This window comes from Rhodococcus sp. DN22 (assembly GCF_036669995.1).
In the GTDB taxonomy this organism is placed as follows: Bacteria; Actinomycetota; Actinomycetes; order Mycobacteriales; family Mycobacteriaceae; genus Rhodococcus_F; species Rhodococcus_F erythropolis.
Genome location: NZ_CP133332.1, coordinates 1 through 21721 on the forward strand (window position 1 = coordinate 1; position 21721 = coordinate 21721).

A 21721-nucleotide genomic window follows, 5' to 3' on the forward strand; every position below is an offset into this window, starting at 1 on the left:
GGTGTCTACCGGGTGACGGCTTCCGGTCGGGTGTGGCCGTGGACGAGGACGGCGAGCTTCCTCTTCGGCTGTATATTGCTGATCCTGGTCACGGGGCTCGCCGTCGAGGGCTACGGGTACGAACTCTTCAGTATCTGGATGTTCCAGCATTTGACCTTGTCGATGGCGATTCCACCACTGCTGGTTCTCGGCAGTCCAGGTCTGCTTCTGCTGCGCTCCACGCCTCATGCAGGTTGGGGAATTCCGATCCTCAAGCTTGCATTGACGGCACTCAGAAGCCGGACGGCGAAGATTCTGCTACACCCCGGCGTCACGATTCCGCTGTTCCTGTTCAGCTACTACGGCATTTACCTCTCTCCGGTGTTCGACCTGGTGGCGTCGTCCTGGGTCGGTCACACGGGCCTGGAGGTCTTCTTCCTGGCCACTGGAGTGTTGTTCATCGTTCCGGTGCTCTCATCGGGGCCGTTGCCCGTCAAGCAAAGCAACCTGGGGCGATGTTTCGACCTGTTCGTCGAAATGCCTCTCCATGTTTTCATCGGCGTGATCCTGATGATGGCAACCTCGCCGCTTCTGAGTACCTTCACCAATCCGCCGGCGTCCTGGAACGTCGATCTGATGGCCGATCAACAAATGGCGGGGGCTTTGGCATGGTCGTACGGAGAACCGGTCGCGTTGATCATCATGGTGGTTTTCGCGATGAGGTGGAATCGCGACGAGACCCACACCAACGCCGCCGTCGACAAAAAGGCCGCCAGGGACGGTGACGTCGATCTCGAGGCATACAACGAGTTCCTCAAAACCCTCCCACGTCGATGAATTTCGCAGAATTCGGTAACCCCCGGTTCAGCAGATGCGACGGCGGGTGAGAAGAGTGTCAGTTCATCGGAATCGGTTGGGCGCCTCGCATTGCGAGCAGTTCTCGCAATGCGGTCGATTCGGCTTGCTGTGTGGCGGCGATCTGTCGCGCAAGATTTGTCACGACGGGGAGATCGGCATTGTCGGCGGCGTATTGGGCCATCGGAATTCCCCCTTGATGGTGGCGCAACAGCAATTGCAGATAGCGAATTTCGAATGCCGGCCCTGTCAGCGCGCGTAGTTCCGCGAGTTCGGCAGGAGAAGCCATGCCGGGCATCACAGCTGACGAATTTGTGCCGGAATCATTTTGTCCGGTGCTCATGCCGGGCATCGAGTGATTCATCGCCGAGGTAGTCGAGGGCATCCACTCCATGTATTCGCCCGTGCCCCGGGCTGGTCGATCCCAGAGGGACAACCACCCCTGCATCATTCCTATCTGACTTTGCTGAGTAGTGACGACGTCGTAGGCGAGCGTACGGATGGCAGGGTCGGCTGTGTTCATCAGTGCGAGGGATGACATCTCGACCGCTTGCCCGTGGTGAACGGACATGTCCTGCGCGAAGCCGACCTCTACTGCGCCGACGGCTGGGGCGCTCTGCGAGGTGTTTTCGATTCGTCCCTTTGCCCACAGTCCGATGACGATTCCGACCAACAGGGCGATGACAACACCGAGAACCAACGCTGTGGGCCTCGTGTCACGGCGATTGCCCGATGAATCGGACATCGACTCGGTCTCAATGGGTACCGGAGCGTGTTCAACCATTGCGGCGTTCTCCCGTGATCGCGGGCGTCGGTGTGGCCGTTGCCCCGGGGAGACCAGTTGCTGACTGCTCCGATGCTGCGGGAATCGCATCAGGGCCTGGCGGAGATGCGTCGAAGGGGGAAGGAGCCTTCGGGTCGAATCCGCCGGGGACGGTTGCACAGCTGGCCCCGACCTCCGGATGGGTGTTCGGGTTCTGTTTGAGGGAGGTGACGAACTTTGCGATACGGGGGTCGTCGACGCTGTCGACTTTGAGTTGGTGCCCCCACGATTGAATCGAAACAGGTGAATCGATGCCGGGGAACGGTGACATCAGAGAATACGGTTCACCATCTACTTGGGAGGCAAGGGCATCGACGTCGGACGAGTTCAAGGAGTCAGGATCGTAGGACACCCAAACCGCGCCGTGCTCGAGTGAATGCACCGCATTCTCTGTGCGAATCGGCTCCGGGTAGACGATGCCTGTGCACGTTGCCCAGTACTGATCATGCGCTCCGCCCAAAGGCGGAGTTTGATCGTATGCCACACGCTGAGGCGCTTGGATATGATTGGCGGCAGCATATTCGATTTCGGTCACCCCCTCGATCGACTTCGACGGGTCCGGGTTGTCCGCGCTCGGAGCGTATTTTTGCGCTTCGGTTCTCTCGATGGCCTTGGGCACCATGTTGTAGGCGATGACCGAGACCAGGCCGGCGATAATCAGGACTGCGATCGATATCGACCACGGAAAACTTCGGCCACCGGGCACCCCACCGCCGCGGGGGCGGGGTGTGTTCTTCTTGCGGTTCTTCGACATTGGTGGACTCGTTCCCTTGCGCGCTGGCACCGACACTGAATTACTATCAATCATAGTAATTCATGGTTTCGTTCTTCTGCCGAGACAGAAGCGGTACGCGCCCCCGAAGAGATGCGGCAGCGAGAGAAAGGACGATCACCGCCAGGGCGATCTCGGGAACCGCGCCCAGACGTGTTGCCGGTGTGAGATCGGAACGCAGGGCGATCTCGTCGGTCAATGCTTGTGCTGTGAAGATCTCACTCTGTTGGCGTACCTCTCCCGTCGGCGTGATGATCGCACTGACACCGCTGGTTGCTGCGATCAGCACACTGCGGCCGTGTTCGACCGCCCGCACCCGCGACATGGCCAGCTGCTGAAAGGTCATCTCGGTCCGGCCGAAGGTCGCGTTGTTGGTGGGAACCGCGATGACGGTGGCTCCTGCCTTGACGGACTCGGTCACCAGATCGTCGAAGGCCACCTCGTAACACGTGGCAACAGCTACCTGAATTCCGTTGAGGTCGACGACGCCGTTCCCGTTCCCGGCAACGAAATTGCCCGCAGAATCGGCATATGACGACACCGCACTAACGATCGATCGGAGCGGCAGGTACTCCCCGAAGGGCACAAGCTGCCGCTTGATGTGTTGCTGCCCAGGGCCGTCCGTCGGATCCCAGACCATGGCACTGTTGATCGATGTTCCTGGCTCGCCCTGCAGGACCGTACCGACCAGGATCGGGGCGCCGATAGAACGGGCTGCTCGGTCCAGTCGATCCGCCGCATCCCGATTCGTCAAAGGATCTATATCCGAAGCGTTTTCGGGCCAGATGACAAGTCGTGGCCGGGCTGCTCGGCCCGCTGTGACCTCAGCTGCGAGTTGTTCGGTGCGGGCAACATGATTGTCGAGCACCGCTCGGCGTTGGGCGTTGAAATCGAGGCCGAGTCGCGGCACGTTGCCCTGAACGACGGTCGCAGTGACGACCTCGTCAGGGGCGGCACCGGGAGAACCGGTCACCAATGCACTCACAAAGATGAGGACGATGCAAGCGCCACCTTTCGCCAATGCTTGCCATCGAACATTCAAGGGCCCAGCCAGTGACCAGGCGATGAGTGTTCCGATCAGTGCAGTCACGAAGGAAAGACCTGGCGCCCCCGCGATCGAAGCCAACGGCAGCAGCGGGCCGTCTGCCTGCCCGAAGGCCAAACGCCCCCACGGGAAACCGCCGAACGGAACTCGGCTACGAAGTGCTTCTGCGGTGACCCATGCACCCGCAATCCACACCGGGGAAAGCGGAGCGTGGCCGACGGCCACCGCCAGTACGCCGAACACTCCGAACGCGAGCGCTTCAATCGCCGCCAACGCCAACCAAGGCGTTGCACCCACGTACGCTCCGACCCATGGCAGCAAGGGAACGAAGAATCCCAGTCCCGCGGCATAGCCGAATCCGAAACCCGCACGGAGACTGCGCCCCTGGAGAACGACGGTCAGCAGGGCGATGGCTACAGGGGCGAGAAACCACAGCGTGCGCGGCGGAAAGCTGAGAAACAGCAGCCACCCAGCGCCCACCGAAAGAGCGAGACGCAAAGCGATCCCACCGTGGTGCCGTTTGGGGCGACCACTCTTCAGGCATGCATCTAATTCACTGTCGGCAGTGATCGCACGGTCGACCGAAAGGACCCTCACAGGCCCGCTCTCGTAGAAGGAGAACTGCGCTGGTCAGTCAACAATTTCTCACAGAGATCGTCGAATTCGCCGCCCCAGCCGGCATGATCGGTCCGCGCGAGTCCACCGAGTTCGAGATCAGCCTGCTCCGGTCCCGTCCCCGGGCGTAGGCGGATCCACACTCGCCGCCTCCTGATCACGAGCGAGATCAGAAGTCCGAGCATCATCGTGATCGCAAAGACGAGAACCCACTGTTGCGCAGGGTCGTACGACACCTGCAGATTGGCGAATTCCTTGGCGCCGTCGAACCGAACCTGTGTTCCATCGGTGAGAGTCCGCGTCTCTCCAGGGCGGAGGTTCACACGATCTTGTTTGACCAGCCTTCCTTGGTTGATCATTTCCTTGTTCAACGAGAAGATCGATTGCGGGATGCCGGTGTCCAGACCCGTATCGCCCTTGTAGATGTCGATCGCGACCGCAGGGTCACGCGCATCGGGAAACGACGAAGTCAGAAGCGTCCCGCTGAAGGAAGCGGTCGGCGCGAAGAGTCCCTCGATGGCGATCTGATTCTTCCGGCGCTCGTCCGGATTCGGAAACGATCCACCTGGCGGATCGAACCGCAACGCCCCACTGCTCAGGAACGTGACCGCATCGTCCGGTTGAAACTGCATCGTCTCGGTACGGGACTGTCCGTCGGGAAAAGTGACGGTGAACTGCGGCGCGTACCCATGGCCGGTCAGATAAACACGGGCACCGTCGGTACGCAGCGGTTCGTTGACCCGAAGACGATAGTCTTTCCAGGTATTGGTCGCGATATCCTGCCCGCTCTGATACGAAATGTTGGAGGTGAACATTTCGGCCTGACCGGTATCGAGATAATCTGCGGAAAAGTCGTTGACCTTGATGCAAAAGGGCGCGAGACCCGTGCCGTCAGTAGCACTTCCCGCGCGGAACGAGTCGTACACGGCAGGTGACGTATTACAGAAACCGGGGCCGCCGTCGGCAATGACGATCACCGAACCCTCGTACCCCACCAACTTGCCGATCGCGACGGTGACGAGCAACCCGATCAGCGAGAAGTGGAACACCAGATTCCCGGCCTCACGCAGATACCCCTTCTCCGCGGAAACCGCTACCTCGGAATCCTTTTCGGACCTGACCGCTACCCGCCAGCCCTTGAGCGACTGCCGCACTCTGGTGAGGGCCTCGTCATGCGAGATGTCAACTACGCCGCGAAAATGGTGAGGCAACCTGGACAGATTTCGAGGCGCTCGCACAGGTTGGCTCCGAAGCGCGCCGAGATGCGCCTGCAAGCGTGGAACCAGACAGCCGATGAGAGAGAGAAACAGCAGGACATAGATCGCAGTGAACCAGAAGCTGGAAAAGACGTCGAACAACTCCAGCTTGTCGAATAGCGGGCCGAGGGTTGGCTGCGCCGCGATGTACTGGGAAACTTTCTGTACGTTGAGATTTCGCTGAGGCAACATAGCACCGGGAAGTGCTGCGAGCGCCAAGAGGAACAGGAGCACGAGCGCGGTACTCATCGACGTCAACCTGCGCCAATTCTGGCGCAGTAGCCGAACGCTTTCTCGGATCATCAGTCTCGGGAGGCGACGGATGCGACCTCCCGCGGTGGCGCTATCTGTCATATCGGCAACACGACCGAACTGACGAATTCGTTGCGCAACCAGCCGACGAACATGCCCCACACGCCGGTGACCAGTGCGAGCCCGACAGCGACGAGCATTATTCCGCCGACGATCTGAATCGTCCGTGAATGGCGTTTGAGCCACCCGACGCCGCGGAGCGCCTTCGCCGACCCGAACGCCAGCACGATAAACGGAAGTCCCAATCCCAGACAGTAGGCGACGATCAGTATCACCCCTCGCGCTGCTGTCGTGCCTTCAGTTCCGGCCGCAACCGAAATAACCCCAGCGAGGGTGGGGCCGAGACACGGTGTCCAACCCAACGCGAACACGCCCCCCAACAAGGGAGCGCCGGCAAGGGATGAGATACGCCGCGGGGCGAACCGTGCGTCTTTCTGCAAGGCAGGAATCAAGCCGATGAACGTCAACCCCATCACGATGGTGATCACACCACCCACCCGTTGGAGCAGGTCTTCGTTGATACGAAGGGTGCCGATCACCCCGAACACCGACGCGGTGGCGAGAACGAACACCACGGTGAATCCGGCAACGAACATCGTTGCCGCGCCGGTAACCCGCCATCTGCCTGCAGGTTCCGAGGTCTCGTCGCCACGGGTCACCGCTGGAGAATCAGCTCCGGAAATGCCGGCCAGATACGACAGATATCCGGGAACGAGCGGCACCACACACGGCGATGCGAACGACACCAGACCGGCCAGAATGCACGCTGCTACGGCGAGCAGTAACGGGCCGCTCGCGGCGGCTGTCTGGAAGCTGGACCCGACACCTTGGGCGAGTTCGTTCACCGCTCGGCCGCCACACGCTCGATGACCGGTTGCAGATCCTCGGTGAGAAGTGCGCGAAGAAACACAGCGGCGACGCGCTGTCTGCGATCCAACACCAAGGTGGAGGGAATCACGCTTGTCGGATAGTTTCCGCCGAGCGCTGTCAAAGTTCTCATCGACGGGTCGTAGATCGAGGGGTAGCTCACGCTGTTGTCGACGACGAAGTCCTGGGCCTTGTCTCGTTGAGGATCCCGAACATTGATCCCGAGAAACTGAACACCGAGACTTTCGGTTGCTTCGTACGCGCGCTCGAGATCGTCGGCCTCGGACCGGCACGGGGCGCACCATTGCCCCCACAGATTGATCACGACGACCTGACCGGCGTAATCAGTGAGTGAAATATCGCTACCGTCGGCCATGAGGTCAGGTCCGGCCAATACACCGATCATGTTTCGCGATTCGGGCGGGTCGTACAAGATATCGGTTTGTCCTCCCGGTGACACGAAATCGAAATTCGCACCCGAAGCGACTGCATCGGTGCCGGTTGCACATCCACTCGCGGCGACGACGATCGCAGTGAGAATAGCGACCAGTGGGAGGATGCGGGTCGGTTTTCCGAGTACGCGTTGTCTCGATTTGCGAGGGAGTGCGGGGGCATTCATTTCATCAACTCACTTACAGCGGAGCGTATTTGTGTCAATGGCCACGAAGTTCTCCCCGTAGGCGGCCAGTAGTTCTCCCCGCTGGTGGCCACGGGTTCTCCCCGGTGGCGGCCAGTTGTTTTTCCCCACCCGCTTTCTGATTTGGGTTAGCTGAAGGGCTTCACCCCCTTGCCGGTGGTGGCTTCGGTGAGGCGGAAGGAGTCGCCGTCGGTGACGACGACGTGCGCATGGTGCAGGAGCCGGTCAACGGTGGCGGTGGCCAATGTTTTGGGCATGATCTCGTCGAAGCCGGAGGGGTGCAGGTTGCTCGAGACGGCAATCGCTCGGCGTTCGTAGGCAGCGTCGACGAGGCGATAGAATCCTTCGGCGGCGTCTTCAGAGACCGGGAGCAGACCGATGTCGTCGACGATGATCAGGTCGGAGCGGATGATCCTCGTCAGGGCTCGGGCGATGGAGTCGTCGGCACGGTGCCGGCGGACCAGGGCACCGAGGTCTTCGATGGTGAACCAAGACACCGCCAGCCCAGCTTCGACTGCGGCCTGCCCGAGTGCCTCGGTGAAGTGAGACTTGCCAGTTCCCGAAGGCCCACAGACGCAGAAACATTCACGCCGCCCGACCCACTCCAGGGTGCGGAGCGCGTCCTGGGTGGCGCGGGGAATCGACGATTTCGTTTCGTCCCAGTCGCCGAAGGTCTTGCCGGTAGGGAAACCCGCGCGTTTGCGGCGAGTGTGCAGGTTCGCCCGGTCCCGGCCGGCGGCTTCCTCAGCGAGGAGAACCCGCACGACTTCGGCGGGGTCCCAGCGTTGGGCTTTCGCGGTCGGGATGATATCGCTCAAGGACCTGCGGATATGGGGCAGTTTCAGGCGTTTAGTCAGGTCGATCGCCTCGGCCAACGGGTCGCCGTTAGCGCTGGTAACAGTGCGCAAAGGGGTGCTCATCAGGCGTCATCGCTTTCATCGTCAGTAGTGGCTGGGCTGGCCGGCGCTGGTGTCTGGCCGAAGGTGGACCAGGCGGCGGTGCCCGGTTGCAGAGTGTGGTTCTCGCTGCGACGGACCGGATCAGCGTGTTCGTGGGTGACTTGGTAGTCGAGGATCGAGATCAGGTCCCGATCGGCGAACCGGCCGGTCATCGCCGCCGTCCCCAACGCTCTGTCGACTGCGTCCGGGGAGTGCAGCTTCGAAAGGTCCACGGCCTCGGCCATCTTCGCCCTGATGCGGCGCGCTCCCGCGGCGGCAGCCTCGACCAGCCAGCTGTTGGCACCCTGGCCCAACTGTAGGAAGGCGAGCTCGGCGGCGGTACGAGGCTTGGGCACCCGGTCGGCGGCGTCGCGGTCTGGGCGGGGTGGGTAGTGGTCGTTGTCGAGGACCGGTGAACCGGGTTGGCCGCGGCGGTGCCGCGCGACTTCGACTGCACCGCCATCATTGTCGACGGCGGTCACGATCAGCTCCTCACCATGGAAGCGGGCCCAGACCCGAGTGTCGATCAACGTGTGCGGCACCGAATACCGCACCCCTTCCACCGAGATCGTCGACTCCCAGTTCACCCGCCGGGTAGTGCCGAACACCGCGGTGAACGGAGATTTCGGCAGCGGATGCAGCCGCTGCAACTCTTCGGCCAGCCGCTCGACCGGCCGCCGCCGAGTAGAGCTGTGGACGCGGGTGTTGACGTCGGTGCAGAACTGCCGGCAAGCCGACTCGAGCTCACCGAAAGAGTGATACTGCTCGCGCAGGTTCACCTCCTTCGGCAACAGGTCGGCTTTGGCGATCCGCACCGTCGCCTCACTTCCTCCCTTCGACTCCGGATCAGCAGGTAAACACGTCCGCAGCGTCGTGCCGTAATGCCGTGCCACCTCCACGATCTCCGGATTGCGGACCGCGATCCCGGCCACGTGATCGATCGTCGCGGTCTTCTCGTTGTCGGTGAGGACATAGACCGGAACCCCGCCCAAGCGGCGGAATGTCGCATCCAAACACGCCGCCACCGTCGGCAATGTCTTGTCCCAGATCGGGATCACCACCCGAAATCGCGACCACGCCAACCATGCGCAGAACAACGTCGTCTTCCGGCCGGAAATCGTTGGCCCGTCACCGAAGTCGTACTGTAACCACAGCCCAGGTTCGGTTACCCACGGCCGATACACTCGCCGCCGACCAGCCCGAAACTGGGCCTTCGCCTCCGCGACCGTCCGGCGCGTGGTCCGCTCACCGCCGGTGAACCCCAGCGCGACGATCCGTTCGTGGATGACATCCGCGCGGACCTTGCCCTGCGAGCGGACCACCAACTCCTCGATCTTCGGCAGAAAGTCGTCGATCGCCCGCGCTCGATGCCGCCGGCGGTCCGGCGGCTGCCCCGCAGCGCGCATCTGCACATACCGGGCCACCGTGTGGTGATCACACCCAGCCAGCTCCGCCGCCGCCCGATAACTACCCGTGAGGTCGTACGCCTCCAAAATTTCCATGATCTCCCTGCTCGATTTCATCCACCCAGCGTTGCCGGGACCGAATCTGACTCACAGCAGGTGGGGAACTATCTGGCCGTACGCGGGGAGAAACCATGGCCACAAAATGCGCCATAAATGGCCGCCAGTGGGGAGCTTACGATGGCCGTCGACACCATTTCCGCTTGGCACAGTTGAAGCAGTCAGCAAAATCGTCGGCGATCTTTACATCGGATCCGAGCTGACCGTGCTTTGCGCCGAAGTGCCTCTCAGAGACGATCCTGGTGAAGGGCAGACCAAGTGGAGACGCCTCGCCCATGCCATCAGTAGCAACCAAGCGAAGGTTCAGAATGGGAATGCGTTAGTCAGACTTGTAACGGTGGCTATGCGTCCAGATCGCACGATGACTCGAAAGGTGCAGGCAGACATAGCCAGGGACCAGCTGAACCAAGCGCTATCTCTAGCAGGAATGAAGGTCCGCGAAGATGGGAAAGTCGCAACTGTGAAGCGAGCCCGCACCGACAGTGAAGCGTTGGATAGGACCCAGCACCTTCGCAACCTCCTCGTACGGCGCGATGCACACGACGCAGTCTTGGCATACTGCCGTACCGAGCTTTTACGAACAGACTTTTATGAGGCAGTGTTCGAAGCAATAAAGGGGCTGGGCAGCAGAATTCGGCAGATGACCAAGACAGAAGGCGACGGATACGGACTGATCGACGCGACGATGTGTGGCAAGGAGCCAGTTTTGGCAATAAACAACCTGAACACACGAACGGACCGAGACGAGCAACTTGGCGTCGCCAACCTCGCAAAGGGGTTGTTCAGCGCTTTTCGTAATCCGGTAGCCCACGAACCCCGACTTGAATGGCAAATGTCGGAACAAGACGCACTGGATGTCCTCGGCACCCTGTCTTTGATTCATCGACGTATTGACGCCGCGACGGTGAGAACTGTGTCGACGCCTTAGTTTGCCACGCATCTTAAGGTCACATGAAAGGGCGGCCGCTCGCGCGCCCTATGTCAATCAGTAGGCGCTACATCCCATCTGGACCATATTCCGGATGCTATCGTGCTGAAGCTCTGTAGAACTAAGTTTCAGCACGCGTCAAGTCCAGCTTTTCACAGCACTGTTTCTGCAGCGAGGTTGCCCAATGATGCTCCGCCGACTCCGGATTGAACACTTTCGTGGGATCAAGTCAGCGGAGTGGACTATCAACCGCCGACTCGTTGCACTGGTCGGCGCTGGCGACAGTACGAAGACGACGCTCCTCGATGCGATCGGACTGGTACTTAGTCCGAACAACAACCCTCAGTTCACAGATTCCGACTTCTATGGCTTCGATCTCACCAGGAACATCGTCGTCGAGGCGGCCGTCACAGACCTTCCGGACAGTCTCGTCAGGGAAAGTCAGCTCGGCAAGGATCGCTCCGGGATTATGCTGGACGGCACGCTTGTCCACGATCCCGTAGACGAGGCCGAAGAGTGCCTGATAATTAGGCTCATCGTGACACCGGAACTCGACTCGACGTGGGAAGTTATCCGGCCAGCATCCGAAGATGCGCGCCCGATCACCGCGAGCCAGCGGCGGCAGCTGGGGTTCTCCCGACTCGGCGAACGGCCCGACTTCCACCTGCGTTGGGCTCGAGGGTCGGCGCTTTCGGGGCTGACTGCTGGCAATGAGGGTGCATCTTCCGTGATCCTCGACGCGCACCGTCACGCCCGGTCTGCAGTGTTTAGCTCCGATCCCAACGCCCTGCACACCGCCGCCGCCACAGTGCAGAAGTCCGCTGGCAACTTTGGTGCGGCAGTGTTCCGTGAGCTGCGGCCCGGGCTCGAGCCCGGTTCTGCAGCATCGTCACATGCCCTAATGCTGCACGACGGCAACGTACCTCTTTCGAGCTTCGGGCTCGGCACGCGTCGGCTTACAAGCCTTTCGATCCAAGATAAGGCGATGGAAGGCGGCTCGATCATTGCGGTCGACGAAGTAGAGCATGGGCTGGAACCCCATCGCCTGGCACAGACTCTCCACCATCTGAAGAAGCGTACAAACGCCGGCGAACTGCAGGTCATCATGACCACTCACTCGCCCATCACGGTGACAACGCTGAGCGCTGTCGACCTGGCCATCGTCAATACAGACGGCACCGGAGCAACGAACTGTCAGCCGGTGTCCCCAGACCTCGACAACGTGCAGGGAACGTTCCGCAGTGCCCCTCACGCGCTGCTGGGTCGCCGTGTGCTGGTCGGCGAAGGGGCTACCGAAATCGGGTTCCTACGCGGTCTGGTCCGTCACTGGGATGCCGAACGGATCGCCATAGACCAAGCTCCTGCAGCTGCGGTCGGCGCAGTCTTGGTCAACGGCAAGGGTGGAACGCAACCAACACAGCGTGCGCAAAATTTCCAGCAGCTCGGGTATCAGACTTGCATGCTCGTTGACAATGACGATCGCGCCATAGACCAGTCAGTTGCAGACGCTAAGTCCGTCGGGGTCATGGTGCACCGCTGGTCGCTCGGTAATGCACTCGAGGATGAAGTGATCCTGACGCTTTCCGCGGCGGGTCTGCAAGCCGTTGTTGATGTCGCCGTCGACATCAGAGGGGAGCAGTCGATCCAAGCGACAGTCAGCGCGAAACTTGGCGGCAAGAAACTCATCGGAACGAGCATTGCAGAGTGGTGCACGCAGACCGGTGCTGATGAGCTGACGATGCGAACCGCCATCGCGGACGCCGCCACCACCAAGGACAAGGAATGGTTCAAGCGTGAGGATCGTGGCGAGGAACTTGCCGAAGTCGTCATCGCGCACTCAGAAGGACTGGAGAACACACACCTCATGAAGGTGATCGGCGAGTTACGCACGTTCGTCTACCCGGCTGAACCAGAGCAGTCGGTTGCTCTGGACGGGGCACAGACCACCGATGCCTGACGATCTGCCTCTACAGGTAGCAGTACAGGCGGTGCTCGGCTCAATGTTGTGTTCGGTCACGCTCCCGGCCGGGGCAGGTAAGACCGAGTTGATCGCTGCTTCGGTGGCAGCGATTGCTAAGAACGGTGGCACAAGTCTCGTACTGACGCACACGCACGCTGGCGTGGATGCGCTCCGGAAACGAATGAAGAAATTCGGGATAGGGCATGAGCAGGTCGTAGTGCGAACTATCGACTCGTGGTCGTACAACTTGATCGCCCACTTTCCGCAGCTCGCGCAGCTCACCGTCCCCGACGTTCCCGACTGGAGCAAGGCCGGCGACTATCACCGCGCCGCAGCTTGCGCGGCCAGAAGCAAAGCAGTCAGACGGATGCTTAAGGTCAGCTATTCCAACCTGTTCATTGACGAATACCAGGACTGCCTGGCCGACCAGCATGAGCTGGCGGTAGCGCTTTCCCAGGTACTTCCCACGACTGTGTTGGGCGACCCGCTGCAGAGCTTGTTCAACTTCGGCAGGCACCAGCCCGTCGACTGGGATGCTGATGTGTTGCCGAATTTCCCAGCAGTCACTGTTGCGCACCGTCCACGCCGCTGGGACCCAAACCACGCACCCTTGGGTGCCTGGCTGGTAAGCATCCGTGACAATCTGACGAACGGCCGGCCGATCGACCTCACCTTGGCGCCGGTCACATGGGTGCAGAGGTGGGACGGACAAACTTTCGTCGACTCTTGTTATGCCGCCCTCGGGCTAGACGGGACTATCGCGGTCCTAGGACAGTTCCGACCCGACTGCGTCCATGCCGCAGGCAGACTCGGCGGTTCGTACTCCGTCATGGAAGCCATTGACGAGAAGATTCCTGTCGCCCTGGCGAGGAAGATCGATACTCAGGAAGGCGTCGAGGTCGCGCAGGCCATCGTGAAGTTCGCGATCGATTGCAGCAGCGGCATCCCGAAACATATATCTGCTGAGAAGCGGCGTCGGCTTGGTGAGGGGAAGTCGTTCACGACCAGGAGCGACGACCTGAAGCCTGCCTACGAAGCACTTCTTCGACTACGAAGCACACCGACGGTCGGGGCCGTGCACATGGCGCTCGACCTACTCGGGAAACTTCCCGGTGTCACGATCCATTGCCGCGAGGCATGGAACGAGATCACGCGATCTGTCTCCATCTCGATGACTGACGATTGCACGGCGACTGAGGCGCTCCAGCGCATCCGGAACCATGCACGGGCCACGGGGCGTCGATCGAGCGGTCGAGTCGTGTCGCGGCCGCTGCTAGTCAAAGGACTCGAGTACGACCACGTCATCATCTTGAATCCCGCCAAGTACAGCGCCCAGGAGCTGTACGTAGCACTCACCCGGGGATCGAAGTCGGTGACGGTCATCAGTGACAACGTCATACTTCCGGCCCCCAAAATAGCAACGCGCCCCAATGCCAGCCAGGTCACCTCCCAAGAATCGTTGACGGGGAGGGTGTTGGCGGGACGATGACCGACCCAGCGCGCAGCTGGATTCTTCGGTGATCTGCCACTCTTCCCAAAACTAAAGTCTCAGCATTGTGCGATGCGACGACTAGTGAGATGTTCGGGTATGAGTACTGAGACTCGCACCGGACACCTCGTCGGTTACGCCCGCGTCAGCATCGACTCTGTGTCCCTGTGAACCGCAGCTTCCGTGACGAGAGAAACGCAACTTTTTGTCGAAATTGGATCGGTATTCGACGCTTCTGTGAAGCACTTATATCCCTAGTTCGTACTGAGGGTGAGGTGTCGAGATCTCGTGTCGAAAATCTATGTCGAATAAACCGTTGGCTTTGCGTTTTCGACAGACGAGTTTCTTTCAGGCTGCCCACCAGGCGATGACGGTGGCGGAGAGGGTGCAGCCGAGTATGAGGGCAGGTTCGACGGGCACGCCGAGTCGTTCGGGCAGCCGTGGGCGGTACGTGCGAGGCGACGCCGGGGTCATGTAGTGGTGCTGACGGGTTGGATCATGGCTTCGAGTCGGGTGAGGCGTTCTTCGAGGGCGCCGGTGATGGCGAGCAGCCCGAGCACAGTGGGTTCGGTGATGTCGCTGCCGTGTTGAGCGTGTTTGAGCAGCGTTGTGCGCAGGAGTGAACACATGGGGGCGTCGTCGCTGATGGGGAGTTGCTCGAGTTTGGCGGTTAGACGCTCGTCGGGGGAGGCCATGGGTAGCTCCTGCACGTGTGGATCATGCAGGCCGAGTGAAAGGGGCGACTGCCTGCGCGGTGGTAACGGGTGGTGCGTGGTGCGCTGGAACCGAGGCGGAAAGCAGCGCACCACAGTGTGATGTTACTGCGTCATTGCTGGCCGGTCGGTACGCGGGAGGTAAGTGAAGGCGACTCATGGGTGCGATGAACTAACTCGGTACCGGTTCACCTGCAGGCGGCGAGGCACTCCCCTCGATAGTTCAATGCTCAAGTAGCTGTAACTGTGCGAAGACTGGTAACCGGGGTGGGTGACACGTAAATTTTCGGGGGCGGCATCACCCGGTCCCCAACGGGCATGGCGAACGCTCCGCCGGTAGCCACCCCTGGTCTATCGGCGGGCGAGCCGTCCCGCAGGTTTCAGCGCATCGACTGTGTTTTCGCTGCACCGGCGGTCAGCGCGGGTTGGGGGTGCGCCACAGTCGCGGGGTGTCGCCGTCTTCGGTGTTGGCGAGGGCCCGGATTCCGTCGGCGTCCTGGGCGAGGACGTCCGCGAAGTGCTGTCTGTGGGTGTCGTCGAGTCCGTCGGGAAGGTTCGCACCGTCGGTGACGGATGTCGCGGCGCCGTCGAGATAGCGCGCGATGCGCAAGAGCAGAGGACGCGGGGTCGGGACGAAGAAAGCATTGGCGTCGGCGGTGATCATACCGAGAGTCGACAGTAGCGACAGGCCTGCGAGGGCTTCTTTGTCGTCGAGGTTGACGTGCGCGACTTTCAAGGCTTCGGCCAGCGCCGCGGTGGTCAGGCCGACGGCAGCGACGGGCATGGAGATGCTGCGTTCGAATTCGATCAGGTCGGCGCCGGGGGCTTCGTCGTAGAGTGACACCGCGAGGGACTGTGCGAACGCGAGGAGGCGTTCGTCGGTGAAGTCACGCTGTGCGGTCTGGCGGGTGACTCTCATCAGGGTCGCGTATTCGGTGAGTTTGTCGTCGAGGATTTTCCGGGCTTCGGTGTCGGTGATCGTGAGCCCGAGATCGAGGAGTGCGGCCCGAAGTTCGGTGGATCGGGTGTGGAGCCAGGTGGGCCGGGGACTCATCGCTGCTCCCGTGAGGTTGAGGCCGTGGTTGTCGAGTTGAGCTTAGATCCGCGTCACATCACGGGAAGGAAATGGCCGCCGAAACACGCTGGGTGGTTGCAGTCAGGGGAATCGTGTGCGCTACATTTCCCTTCCACTCCATCTCCGTTCGAGGCGGCGATGGATAGGGTTCGCCAAGATGTCACACGGCTCCAGGTGAGCCGCTCCCGATCGTGTGCCTGGCCCCCCCAGAGTTGGGCGCACTCGACCCACCTGGCTGGTACTGACGACCAGCCGGGTGGGTCACCCCCGGGGGGTGTGCTGAGTGTTCTCCTCTTACCGCTTGGGTCCAGGGAGCAGCGGCCGGGAAGGTAAGAGGTGTCCGAACTCTGCTCCTCCGCGACAGACTTCTAGTCGTGGATGTACTGCACGTCCGATTCCTTGTTCTTCTTTTCCAGATAGGCGCCGAGCATCCAGATGAGGTTGTCGGCGCGCGAGTAGTTGCCGTCCGGGGTGATGGCAACACCGATCAGTGAATATTTGAGGAAGTAGCGCAGGGACTGGTTCCGGCTTCCGATCAATGTGCAGAGACGATCGACGTTGGGTTCTACGGTGTCCCGGAGTTCGGGAACCCAGAGACGCAGGAGCCTGGTGATGTGGCGGTCGGGTTTGAACCCGTTCCAATGCAGGTTGCGGAGGAATTCACTGGCGAGGGGGTAGCCCATCCCGGGGAGGTCTCGTTCGCGGGGCGTCATTAACGGGATGTCGGTGTCGATGTGTTTATCGCCTGGCCAGCGGCGTGGGGGCGCTATCAGGTAGCCGGCGAGGCACATCATCAGATGCTCGTTGTCGAGCGGGTGGTCGGCATCGGCTGCGAGGTCGACAAAGGCGCGGGCGATGGCGAGGATCTGGCCGTAGTAGTTCGGCTGATCGGTCAGCAGCTTCGCCCAGCGGATGATTGCTTTCGCATCGCCGGTGCCGCTCTGCCCGCTCAAATGCTCACGGAGGTCAGCGAGCGTCAACGTCCCATCGATGACGGCGGTGTGCGTCTTTTCGGGGTCGAAACCGTAGAGAAGTGCTTCGAGGTGCTGGTCACGGACCTTGACGAAACTCGCCCAGTTCCGGGAGTTACTGCCGAGGGCGTTGACTGCAGCTTTGAAGACCTGTTGGTTGCTGTAGGTCTGAGTGAGGGGAGTGTCCATCGCTTCCTGATCGAGGTGGCGTACCGCGTAGTCGAGGAACTGCGAGGAGGTAGCTGCATCGGTGGGGAGGCGGTAGTGCCGTTCGATACGTGCTCTGACCTTCGGGTTCGAGAACAGTTGTTCACCGACCAGGTCGTAGTCCAGCTTCTTCACCACTGTGCCCTTCATCACCCGAAACGGATTGCGGGAGGCGCTTGCTTGTATGGCCGATGCCCCGTCCACTGTGGATCGGTCGCTGCGGCGGATTGGTTACCGCGCTGATCTTTCTTCGCCCAGCCTCCACCGAGGTGACCGACTATCGGCCTGGTTCTATTTCGTACGGTTTTCGGCAGTGGACCCTGCGGTCGACGCGAGTTCGAGGGCTTGGTTTCTTCCCTGATCGGTGCCGAGCAGAGAACCTGGCCGATAGGTGACTTGCACGATCGTCTGCCCCACCCGCGATGTCACCCAATACATCCGGAAGGTGGGGAGATCGGTCAAGCGCACGTGCGAGGTGCCGGTCTGCCGGGCAACCGATTCCTCGCCGACCGGCGCGTTGAACATCTCCTGTGTTTCGGCATAGGTGTAACCCTTTGAGGTGAGGACGCTCTGCCAACTCGTGCAGCGGCCCACGAGATCGCGATACGACGCCATTGCTGCGGTCGCTGCCGCCGCATCGGGGTAGACGAAGGCTTGACTGCTGATCGTCTCCACTTCGGCGGCAGCATCGAACGTCCATGACGCGCCGGCCATGTCGGTCATGTCCGCACTGCGCAGGATCCACGATTGATTACTGCACTCTGGCTGCGTCGTTTCCTGGAGCTCGGCGGCTTCCGGGTCGGTGTCCGATTGTGGTGTCCAGCCCGCACCAGGTAATTGCGCTGCGGAAAGGAGCAGATTCTGCGCAGAGGGTGGCATCGCGACGGCGACGGACAACGAGGTCGTTGGCGAGGCCGACGCAGAGGTTGTCGTTGGCGCGGGAATCGTCGACGAGACCGTCGTGGGCGAGGGCTCTACCGTAGGGCTCTCGGCAGTGCCGCTCTCCGAGGAGCAGGCCGCGAGCAGCGACGTCACCACGAGCGCAGTCGCAGCGGCACCGGTGGAGCGTCCGCTGCGATCACGGGCGGAACGCGTTGGCCATGCGAGGCGTCTGAGCACAGACGGAGTGTAGACGAGCGGTCCAGCTGACCGATTGTGCTCAATCACCATGAGGGAAAGTCGGTCGAAAAACGGTTGAGTGAGATATTTTCGACAGATGTTGTTCGGTTATGCGCGAGTCTCCAGTGCAGATCAGAATCCCGCTCACCAAGTCGATGCGCTGGCGCGGGCGGGCGTCGAGGCCGAGAACATTCATCTCGATCATGCCGGCGGTGCGAAAGCCTCACGCCCGCAGCTCGACGGGGTTCTGGCGCGGTTGCGGGGTGGGGACACGTTGGTGATCACCCGCCTCGACAGATTGGGGCGCTCGGTACTGCATCTGATCACCCTCGGGGCGCAGCTGCGCGAGCGCGGGATCGAGTTGAAGGTCCTCGACCAGGGAATCGACACATCGACGGCGGAAGGGCGGGCGATGTTCGGGATGCTGTCGGTACTCGCGGAATTCCAGCGTGAGCTGATTGTGGCGAACACTCGGGACGGCTTGGCCGCGGCGCGGGCACGCGGCCGAAAGGGCGGGCGTCCGCCGAAGCTCACCGACGATCAGATCGCACTCGCCCAGAGGCTGTACGACGCCGGAGAGAACACAGTCGCCCAGATCGCCGCGATGTTGAACGTGCCCAGGACGACGATCTACGGCCACCTCGACAAGAACAAGTCGACTGCGACCCCCACAGTGCATCCGCTCGGGGAAAAGCCCCTGAATTCTGTTGCGGTAGTGCGAGTGCCGCGGACGTGCCCGACGTGTGGTTACGAGCCGAGTACGCGAGCGGAAGCTGCTCATCAACGCGGCGATCTGGCCGTTGCATGGCTCCATCCGAATGCCGACGATCCGGGATCGGTTGTCATCCGATCGCACTGTCACCATTGCGAACCGGAGTCGCCAGCTTTCGACGTCGCGTGCCAGGTGTGTGGGGACGGGCCGATCCTCGCCGGCGATTTCGCGCAGGCAGCCCAATGCGGTGGCGACCTTCCCGCCCCCGTTGCACACTGGCTCCTCGAGAGCGGCTGGACCGTGGAGCCGTCTCTTCTGTGCCCGGACCATGCACGCGAGGTCGCCCGATGATCGGATCGGCACCACAACTTCCTGAACAACGGGAAACACTCGACGGCGACGCTCTCGCCCACGCACTCGCGGCCATGCGGACCGTCCTTGACGGTGCCCTCGCAGGGGTCAGTGGCGCACGCGACGTCCTGCTCGCCACACAGGCCGGGGGCGACGTCGAGTCGGGCCAGGGGAATGGCGGCGAGATCGCCCTCGATTTGTATCTGGCACATGCTGCGGCGGATCTGCGCACCGCATTGTCGCTGATACGCGATCAGTTACGAGACGGACTCTGATCGAGCCCCACAGATCGAGTGCGAGCGTATGACACGAGAGAGCGGAACGACCGAGAGACCGGGGAGTCGCGGCCAGACGGCAGGCGCAGAGGCATCGCGGGTCAATACTCGACTCGGCCTTCCTTCAGCCAATCTTTCCAACTCTGTTTTTCGGTGGAGTTTCGACCTGAACGACCGCCGAGCGGGTTGACCAGCGCACATTGCCAGCATTCATACGTCAGCTGGGTAGCAGGTACGTTCTGTTGTGCATTGCACCGCGGACATAGTGCGGTGTGGGTTCCCGGCGGTGCAGGGGGGTGGCCGGGGTTGACCAGGATTGCTGCGAGTATTCCTATCGGCCCGAAGAAGAATCCTGCGAAGAAGAATCCGAGTTGGCTGCGGTTCTTCTTCGTTGCGATTGCTCCCGCGATTACTCCGAATACCAGCCAGATCACTGCCGCGGCGAACAGGATTCCAGCTATGTCGTTACTCATCTAAACTCCTTGTAACGTACTTATATCCCGCCCGCGGTATTTGTCTGTGAAGAGCACATCGTAGAAATTGCTTCAACAGCAAAGTCCTGTTCGGGGGTGAGGGAGGGTGAAATTCGATGAGGTTGGTAGGACCCCATTTGGTGAGCCACTCGCTATCAGAGAATCAATGCGTGTGAATACAGCTGGCAGCGTACTCATTCGGAGTTCGGTACGCCAGCGATGAATGACGATGCCGGTTGTTGTACTCCTCCTTCCAGTCCTCGATGACCACCCGGGCTTCGAGGAGGCTGTGGAATTCGTTCATGTTCAAGCACTCGTCACGGACACGATTGTTGAAGGATTCGATGTACCCGTTTTTCCACGGCTGACCAGGGGGAACATAACCGATACCGACCTGATCCTCGCAGAACGTCCTCAACGACTCGGAGATGAACTCCGGCCCGTTGTCGCACCGCAACACCTGTGGTGGGCCGCCCCAGAGTGCAAACGCCTTCTCCAAGGCGGCGACGAGATCCTCTGCTGGTATGGATCTCTCGACCATGTTGAGCACCGACTGACGCGTATGTTCGTCGACCATCGACGCGATCTTGAACTTCCGGCCGTCCGTCGTCGAATCGAACTGGAAGTCAATCGCCCACACCACCTTCGGAGCATCTGCCTCGGTAATCGGAGTAGTCGAGGCGCCGGCCCGTTTGCGGATCTTACGGACCTTCACCCGCAACCCTTCCTCGCGCCAGAGACGCTGAACCTTCTTTTTGTTGATCACCGAGCCCGCGGCACGCAAGTCCGCCCACGCCCGCCGGAAGCCTTTTCGCTGGTTGGCTTTGGCCCAGTCTCGCAACCACTTACGCAGATCGGCGTCCGGATCGTCCGGGGTGTTTCTCGCAAGCTCTTTCCGCTGAGTAGATCGCGGTTGCCCGACGATTCTGCAGGCGAACCGCTGCGAGAGCCCCATCGTTTCCTGGAGCATCGTCACGGCGTTTCGCTTGGCGGTCGGGCTCAGAATTTTCCCTTCGCGATCTCCTTGAGTGCCGCCTTTTCGAGCTCGGCTTCGGCGAGAAGCTTCTTGAGCAGGGCGTTCTCGTTCTTGAGTTCCTTGAACTCTTTGGCATCGTCAGCCTTCATACCGCCGTACTGTTTACGCCAGTTGTAGAGCGTCGGCACCGAGACGTCGAGCTGTCGGGCGATTTCCTCGACGTCGGTGCCTGTGGCGGCGAGTTCGTCGCCGTGGCGCAGTTTTCGGATGATCTGTTCGGGCGTATGCCGTTTACGTCCAGCCATGAGATGAAGCCTTTCATGCCCTTGATCAGGGCGGAAGGATTCTCATAACTTGCGGGTCACTTCACGGGGGTCATGCCAAGGTCCTGGAAACTCTAGTTCGACCGAAAACTTGCTGTCCATCCTCTGAACGACTGACAGTGACACGTGTCTACGCAGATCGAGTTGCCCTCCTAGTGCACATATTTCGTCTGATCAGCGCGACTGACGCCGTGCCCGGGTCCGCGCCGCACCTGCGTTTTCACCCCGCATGAAGGGCCGACGATGTCGACGTTCGTGCCCACCATTGCGATAGGGGAGCCTGCGCACCGGGCGATGCTATTCCGATGATCGCATTCGCACCGCGAAACGGGTGTGCAGGTGATAGCGGTTGCTAAGGTTTCTGTAGCCGGTATCGCCTTTGTCGGAGATCTCAGATTCTGTCATCGGTTTCGGCCGGGTGTACTGGCGTCATTACCGCGCATTTTGGGGAAATTCGAGGGCTGAACTGTTTCGCAGCGTCGGTGAATGGACTTTTGAGGAAATGTCAGCACTCTTCCAATGCTGGT

The 21721-nt window shown here is 61.1% G+C and carries 21 protein-coding genes; 6 read left to right on the forward strand and 15 right to left on the reverse strand.

Going from position 1 to position 21721, the window contains the following annotated elements:
* Window positions 1-816, forward strand: an 816-nt coding sequence (locus RA302_RS34500; RefSeq protein ID WP_338481363.1) for a cytochrome c oxidase assembly protein, incomplete at its 5' end; no start/stop codon positions are given.
* A 58-nt stretch (window positions 817-874) separates the two neighbouring features.
* On the opposite strand, the gene RA302_RS34505 is transcribed toward RA302_RS34500, so the two are convergent.
* From RA302_RS34505 to istA, 8 genes are all read right to left on the reverse strand, one after another.
* Window positions 875-1579 carry a DUF305 domain-containing protein gene (locus RA302_RS34505; RefSeq protein WP_095996212.1) on the reverse strand — a complete coding sequence of 235 codons (705 nt, stop codon included), beginning with the start codon at window positions 1577-1579 and terminating at the stop codon, window positions 875-877.
* 31 nt (window positions 1580-1610) lie between these two features.
* Window positions 1611-2411, reverse strand: a complete 801-nt coding sequence (locus RA302_RS34510; protein WP_011133455.1) for a DUF3105 domain-containing protein — start codon at window positions 2409-2411, stop codon at window positions 1611-1613.
* Between the two features lie 46 nt (window positions 2412-2457).
* On the reverse strand, window positions 2458-4071 hold the full coding sequence (gene lnt / locus RA302_RS34515; RefSeq protein ID WP_338481265.1) for an apolipoprotein N-acyltransferase: 1614 nt from the start codon (window positions 4069-4071) through the stop codon (window positions 2458-2460).
* A complete protein-coding gene (locus tag RA302_RS34520; RefSeq protein ID WP_155277976.1) occupies window positions 4068-5648 on the reverse strand; it encodes a cytochrome c biogenesis protein ResB in 1581 nt (526 codons plus the stop codon). The genes lnt and RA302_RS34520 overlap by 4 nt, the downstream gene beginning before the upstream one ends.
* Window positions 5649-5695: 47 nt before the next feature.
* Entirely contained in the window at window positions 5696-6502 is an 807-nt protein-coding gene (locus tag RA302_RS34525) for a cytochrome c biogenesis CcdA family protein (RefSeq protein WP_011133458.1), read from the reverse strand.
* Window positions 6499-7143 (reverse strand): TlpA disulfide reductase family protein, encoded by a 645-nt coding sequence (locus RA302_RS34530; RefSeq protein ID WP_011133459.1) that lies wholly within the window; start codon window positions 7141-7143, stop codon window positions 6499-6501. Before RA302_RS34530 ends, RA302_RS34525 begins: the two co-directional genes overlap by 4 nt.
* A 146-nt stretch (window positions 7144-7289) precedes the next feature.
* On the reverse strand, window positions 7290-8081 hold the full coding sequence (gene istB / locus RA302_RS34535; protein ID WP_003944771.1) for an IS21-like element IS1415 family helper ATPase IstB: 792 nt from the start codon (window positions 8079-8081) through the stop codon (window positions 7290-7292).
* Window positions 8081-9622 carry an IS21-like element IS1415 family transposase gene (gene istA, locus RA302_RS34540; RefSeq protein ID WP_030538069.1) on the reverse strand — a complete coding sequence of 514 codons (1542 nt, stop codon included), beginning with the start codon at window positions 9620-9622 and terminating at the stop codon, window positions 8081-8083. Before istA ends, istB begins: the two co-directional genes overlap by 1 nt.
* A gap of 343 nt (window positions 9623-9965) precedes the next feature.
* Here istA and RA302_RS34545 point away from each other — a divergent pair, with 343 nt between their 5' ends.
* From RA302_RS34545 to RA302_RS34555, 3 genes are all read left to right on the forward strand, one after another.
* Window positions 9966-10550: a TIGR02391 family protein gene (locus RA302_RS34545; protein WP_338481354.1), complete on the forward strand. Its 585-nt coding sequence runs from the start codon at window positions 9966-9968 to the stop codon at window positions 10548-10550.
* A 187-nt stretch (window positions 10551-10737) separates the two neighbouring features.
* Entirely contained in the window at window positions 10738-12507 is a 1770-nt protein-coding gene (locus tag RA302_RS34550) for an ATP-binding protein (protein WP_338481355.1), read from the forward strand.
* The gene (locus tag RA302_RS34555; RefSeq protein ID WP_338481313.1) at window positions 12500-13999 is read left to right on the forward strand and encodes an AAA family ATPase; all 1500 of its coding nucleotides are present in this window, start codon (window positions 12500-12502) and stop codon (window positions 13997-13999) included. Before RA302_RS34550 ends, RA302_RS34555 begins: the two co-directional genes overlap by 8 nt.
* 348 nt (window positions 14000-14347) lie before the next feature.
* On the opposite strand, the gene RA302_RS34560 is transcribed toward RA302_RS34555, so the two are convergent.
* The 5 genes from RA302_RS34560 to RA302_RS34580 form a co-directional block, all read right to left on the reverse strand.
* A complete protein-coding gene (locus RA302_RS34560) occupies window positions 14348-14473 on the reverse strand; it encodes a hypothetical protein (protein ID WP_338481314.1) in 126 nt (41 codons plus the stop codon).
* Window positions 14470-14694 (reverse strand): hypothetical protein, encoded by a 225-nt coding sequence (locus tag RA302_RS34565; RefSeq protein WP_338481364.1) that lies wholly within the window; start codon window positions 14692-14694, stop codon window positions 14470-14472. The genes RA302_RS34560 and RA302_RS34565 overlap by 4 nt, the downstream gene beginning before the upstream one ends.
* Before the next feature lie 433 nt (window positions 14695-15127).
* Window positions 15128-15766, reverse strand: a complete 639-nt coding sequence (locus RA302_RS34570; protein WP_024488096.1) for a hypothetical protein — start codon at window positions 15764-15766, stop codon at window positions 15128-15130.
* Window positions 15767-16155: 389 nt separating this feature from the next.
* Entirely contained in the window at window positions 16156-17115 is a 960-nt protein-coding gene (locus RA302_RS34575) for a hypothetical protein (RefSeq protein ID WP_338481316.1), read from the reverse strand.
* Between the two features lie 141 nt (window positions 17116-17256).
* Window positions 17257-18084 (reverse strand): hypothetical protein, encoded by an 828-nt coding sequence (locus tag RA302_RS34580; RefSeq protein ID WP_338481317.1) that lies wholly within the window; start codon window positions 18082-18084, stop codon window positions 17257-17259.
* Window positions 18085-18181: 97 nt separating this feature from the next.
* Here RA302_RS34580 and RA302_RS34585 point away from each other — a divergent pair, with 97 nt between their 5' ends.
* Both RA302_RS34585 and RA302_RS34590 read left to right on the forward strand, forming a co-directional pair.
* A complete protein-coding gene (locus tag RA302_RS34585) occupies window positions 18182-19147 on the forward strand; it encodes a recombinase family protein (RefSeq protein ID WP_338481353.1) in 966 nt (321 codons plus the stop codon).
* On the forward strand, window positions 19144-19422 hold the full coding sequence (locus RA302_RS34590; protein WP_338481318.1) for a hypothetical protein: 279 nt from the start codon (window positions 19144-19146) through the stop codon (window positions 19420-19422). The genes RA302_RS34585 and RA302_RS34590 overlap by 4 nt, the downstream gene beginning before the upstream one ends.
* A 101-nt stretch (window positions 19423-19523) precedes the next feature.
* On the opposite strand, the gene RA302_RS34595 is transcribed toward RA302_RS34590, so the two are convergent.
* Together RA302_RS34595 and RA302_RS34600 are read right to left on the reverse strand one after the other, a co-directional pair.
* Window positions 19524-19895, reverse strand: a complete 372-nt coding sequence (locus tag RA302_RS34595) for a hypothetical protein (protein ID WP_338481319.1) — start codon at window positions 19893-19895, stop codon at window positions 19524-19526.
* A 163-nt stretch (window positions 19896-20058) separates the two neighbouring features.
* Window positions 20059-21176 (reverse strand): IS3 family transposase gene (locus tag RA302_RS34600; protein ID WP_338481320.1). Its coding sequence is split into 2 segments (ribosomal slippage): window positions 20059-20909 and window positions 20909-21176, totalling 1119 coding nucleotides; the frame shifts between segments, so codons are not numbered across the junction.
* Window positions 21177-21721: the final 545 nt, after the last annotated feature.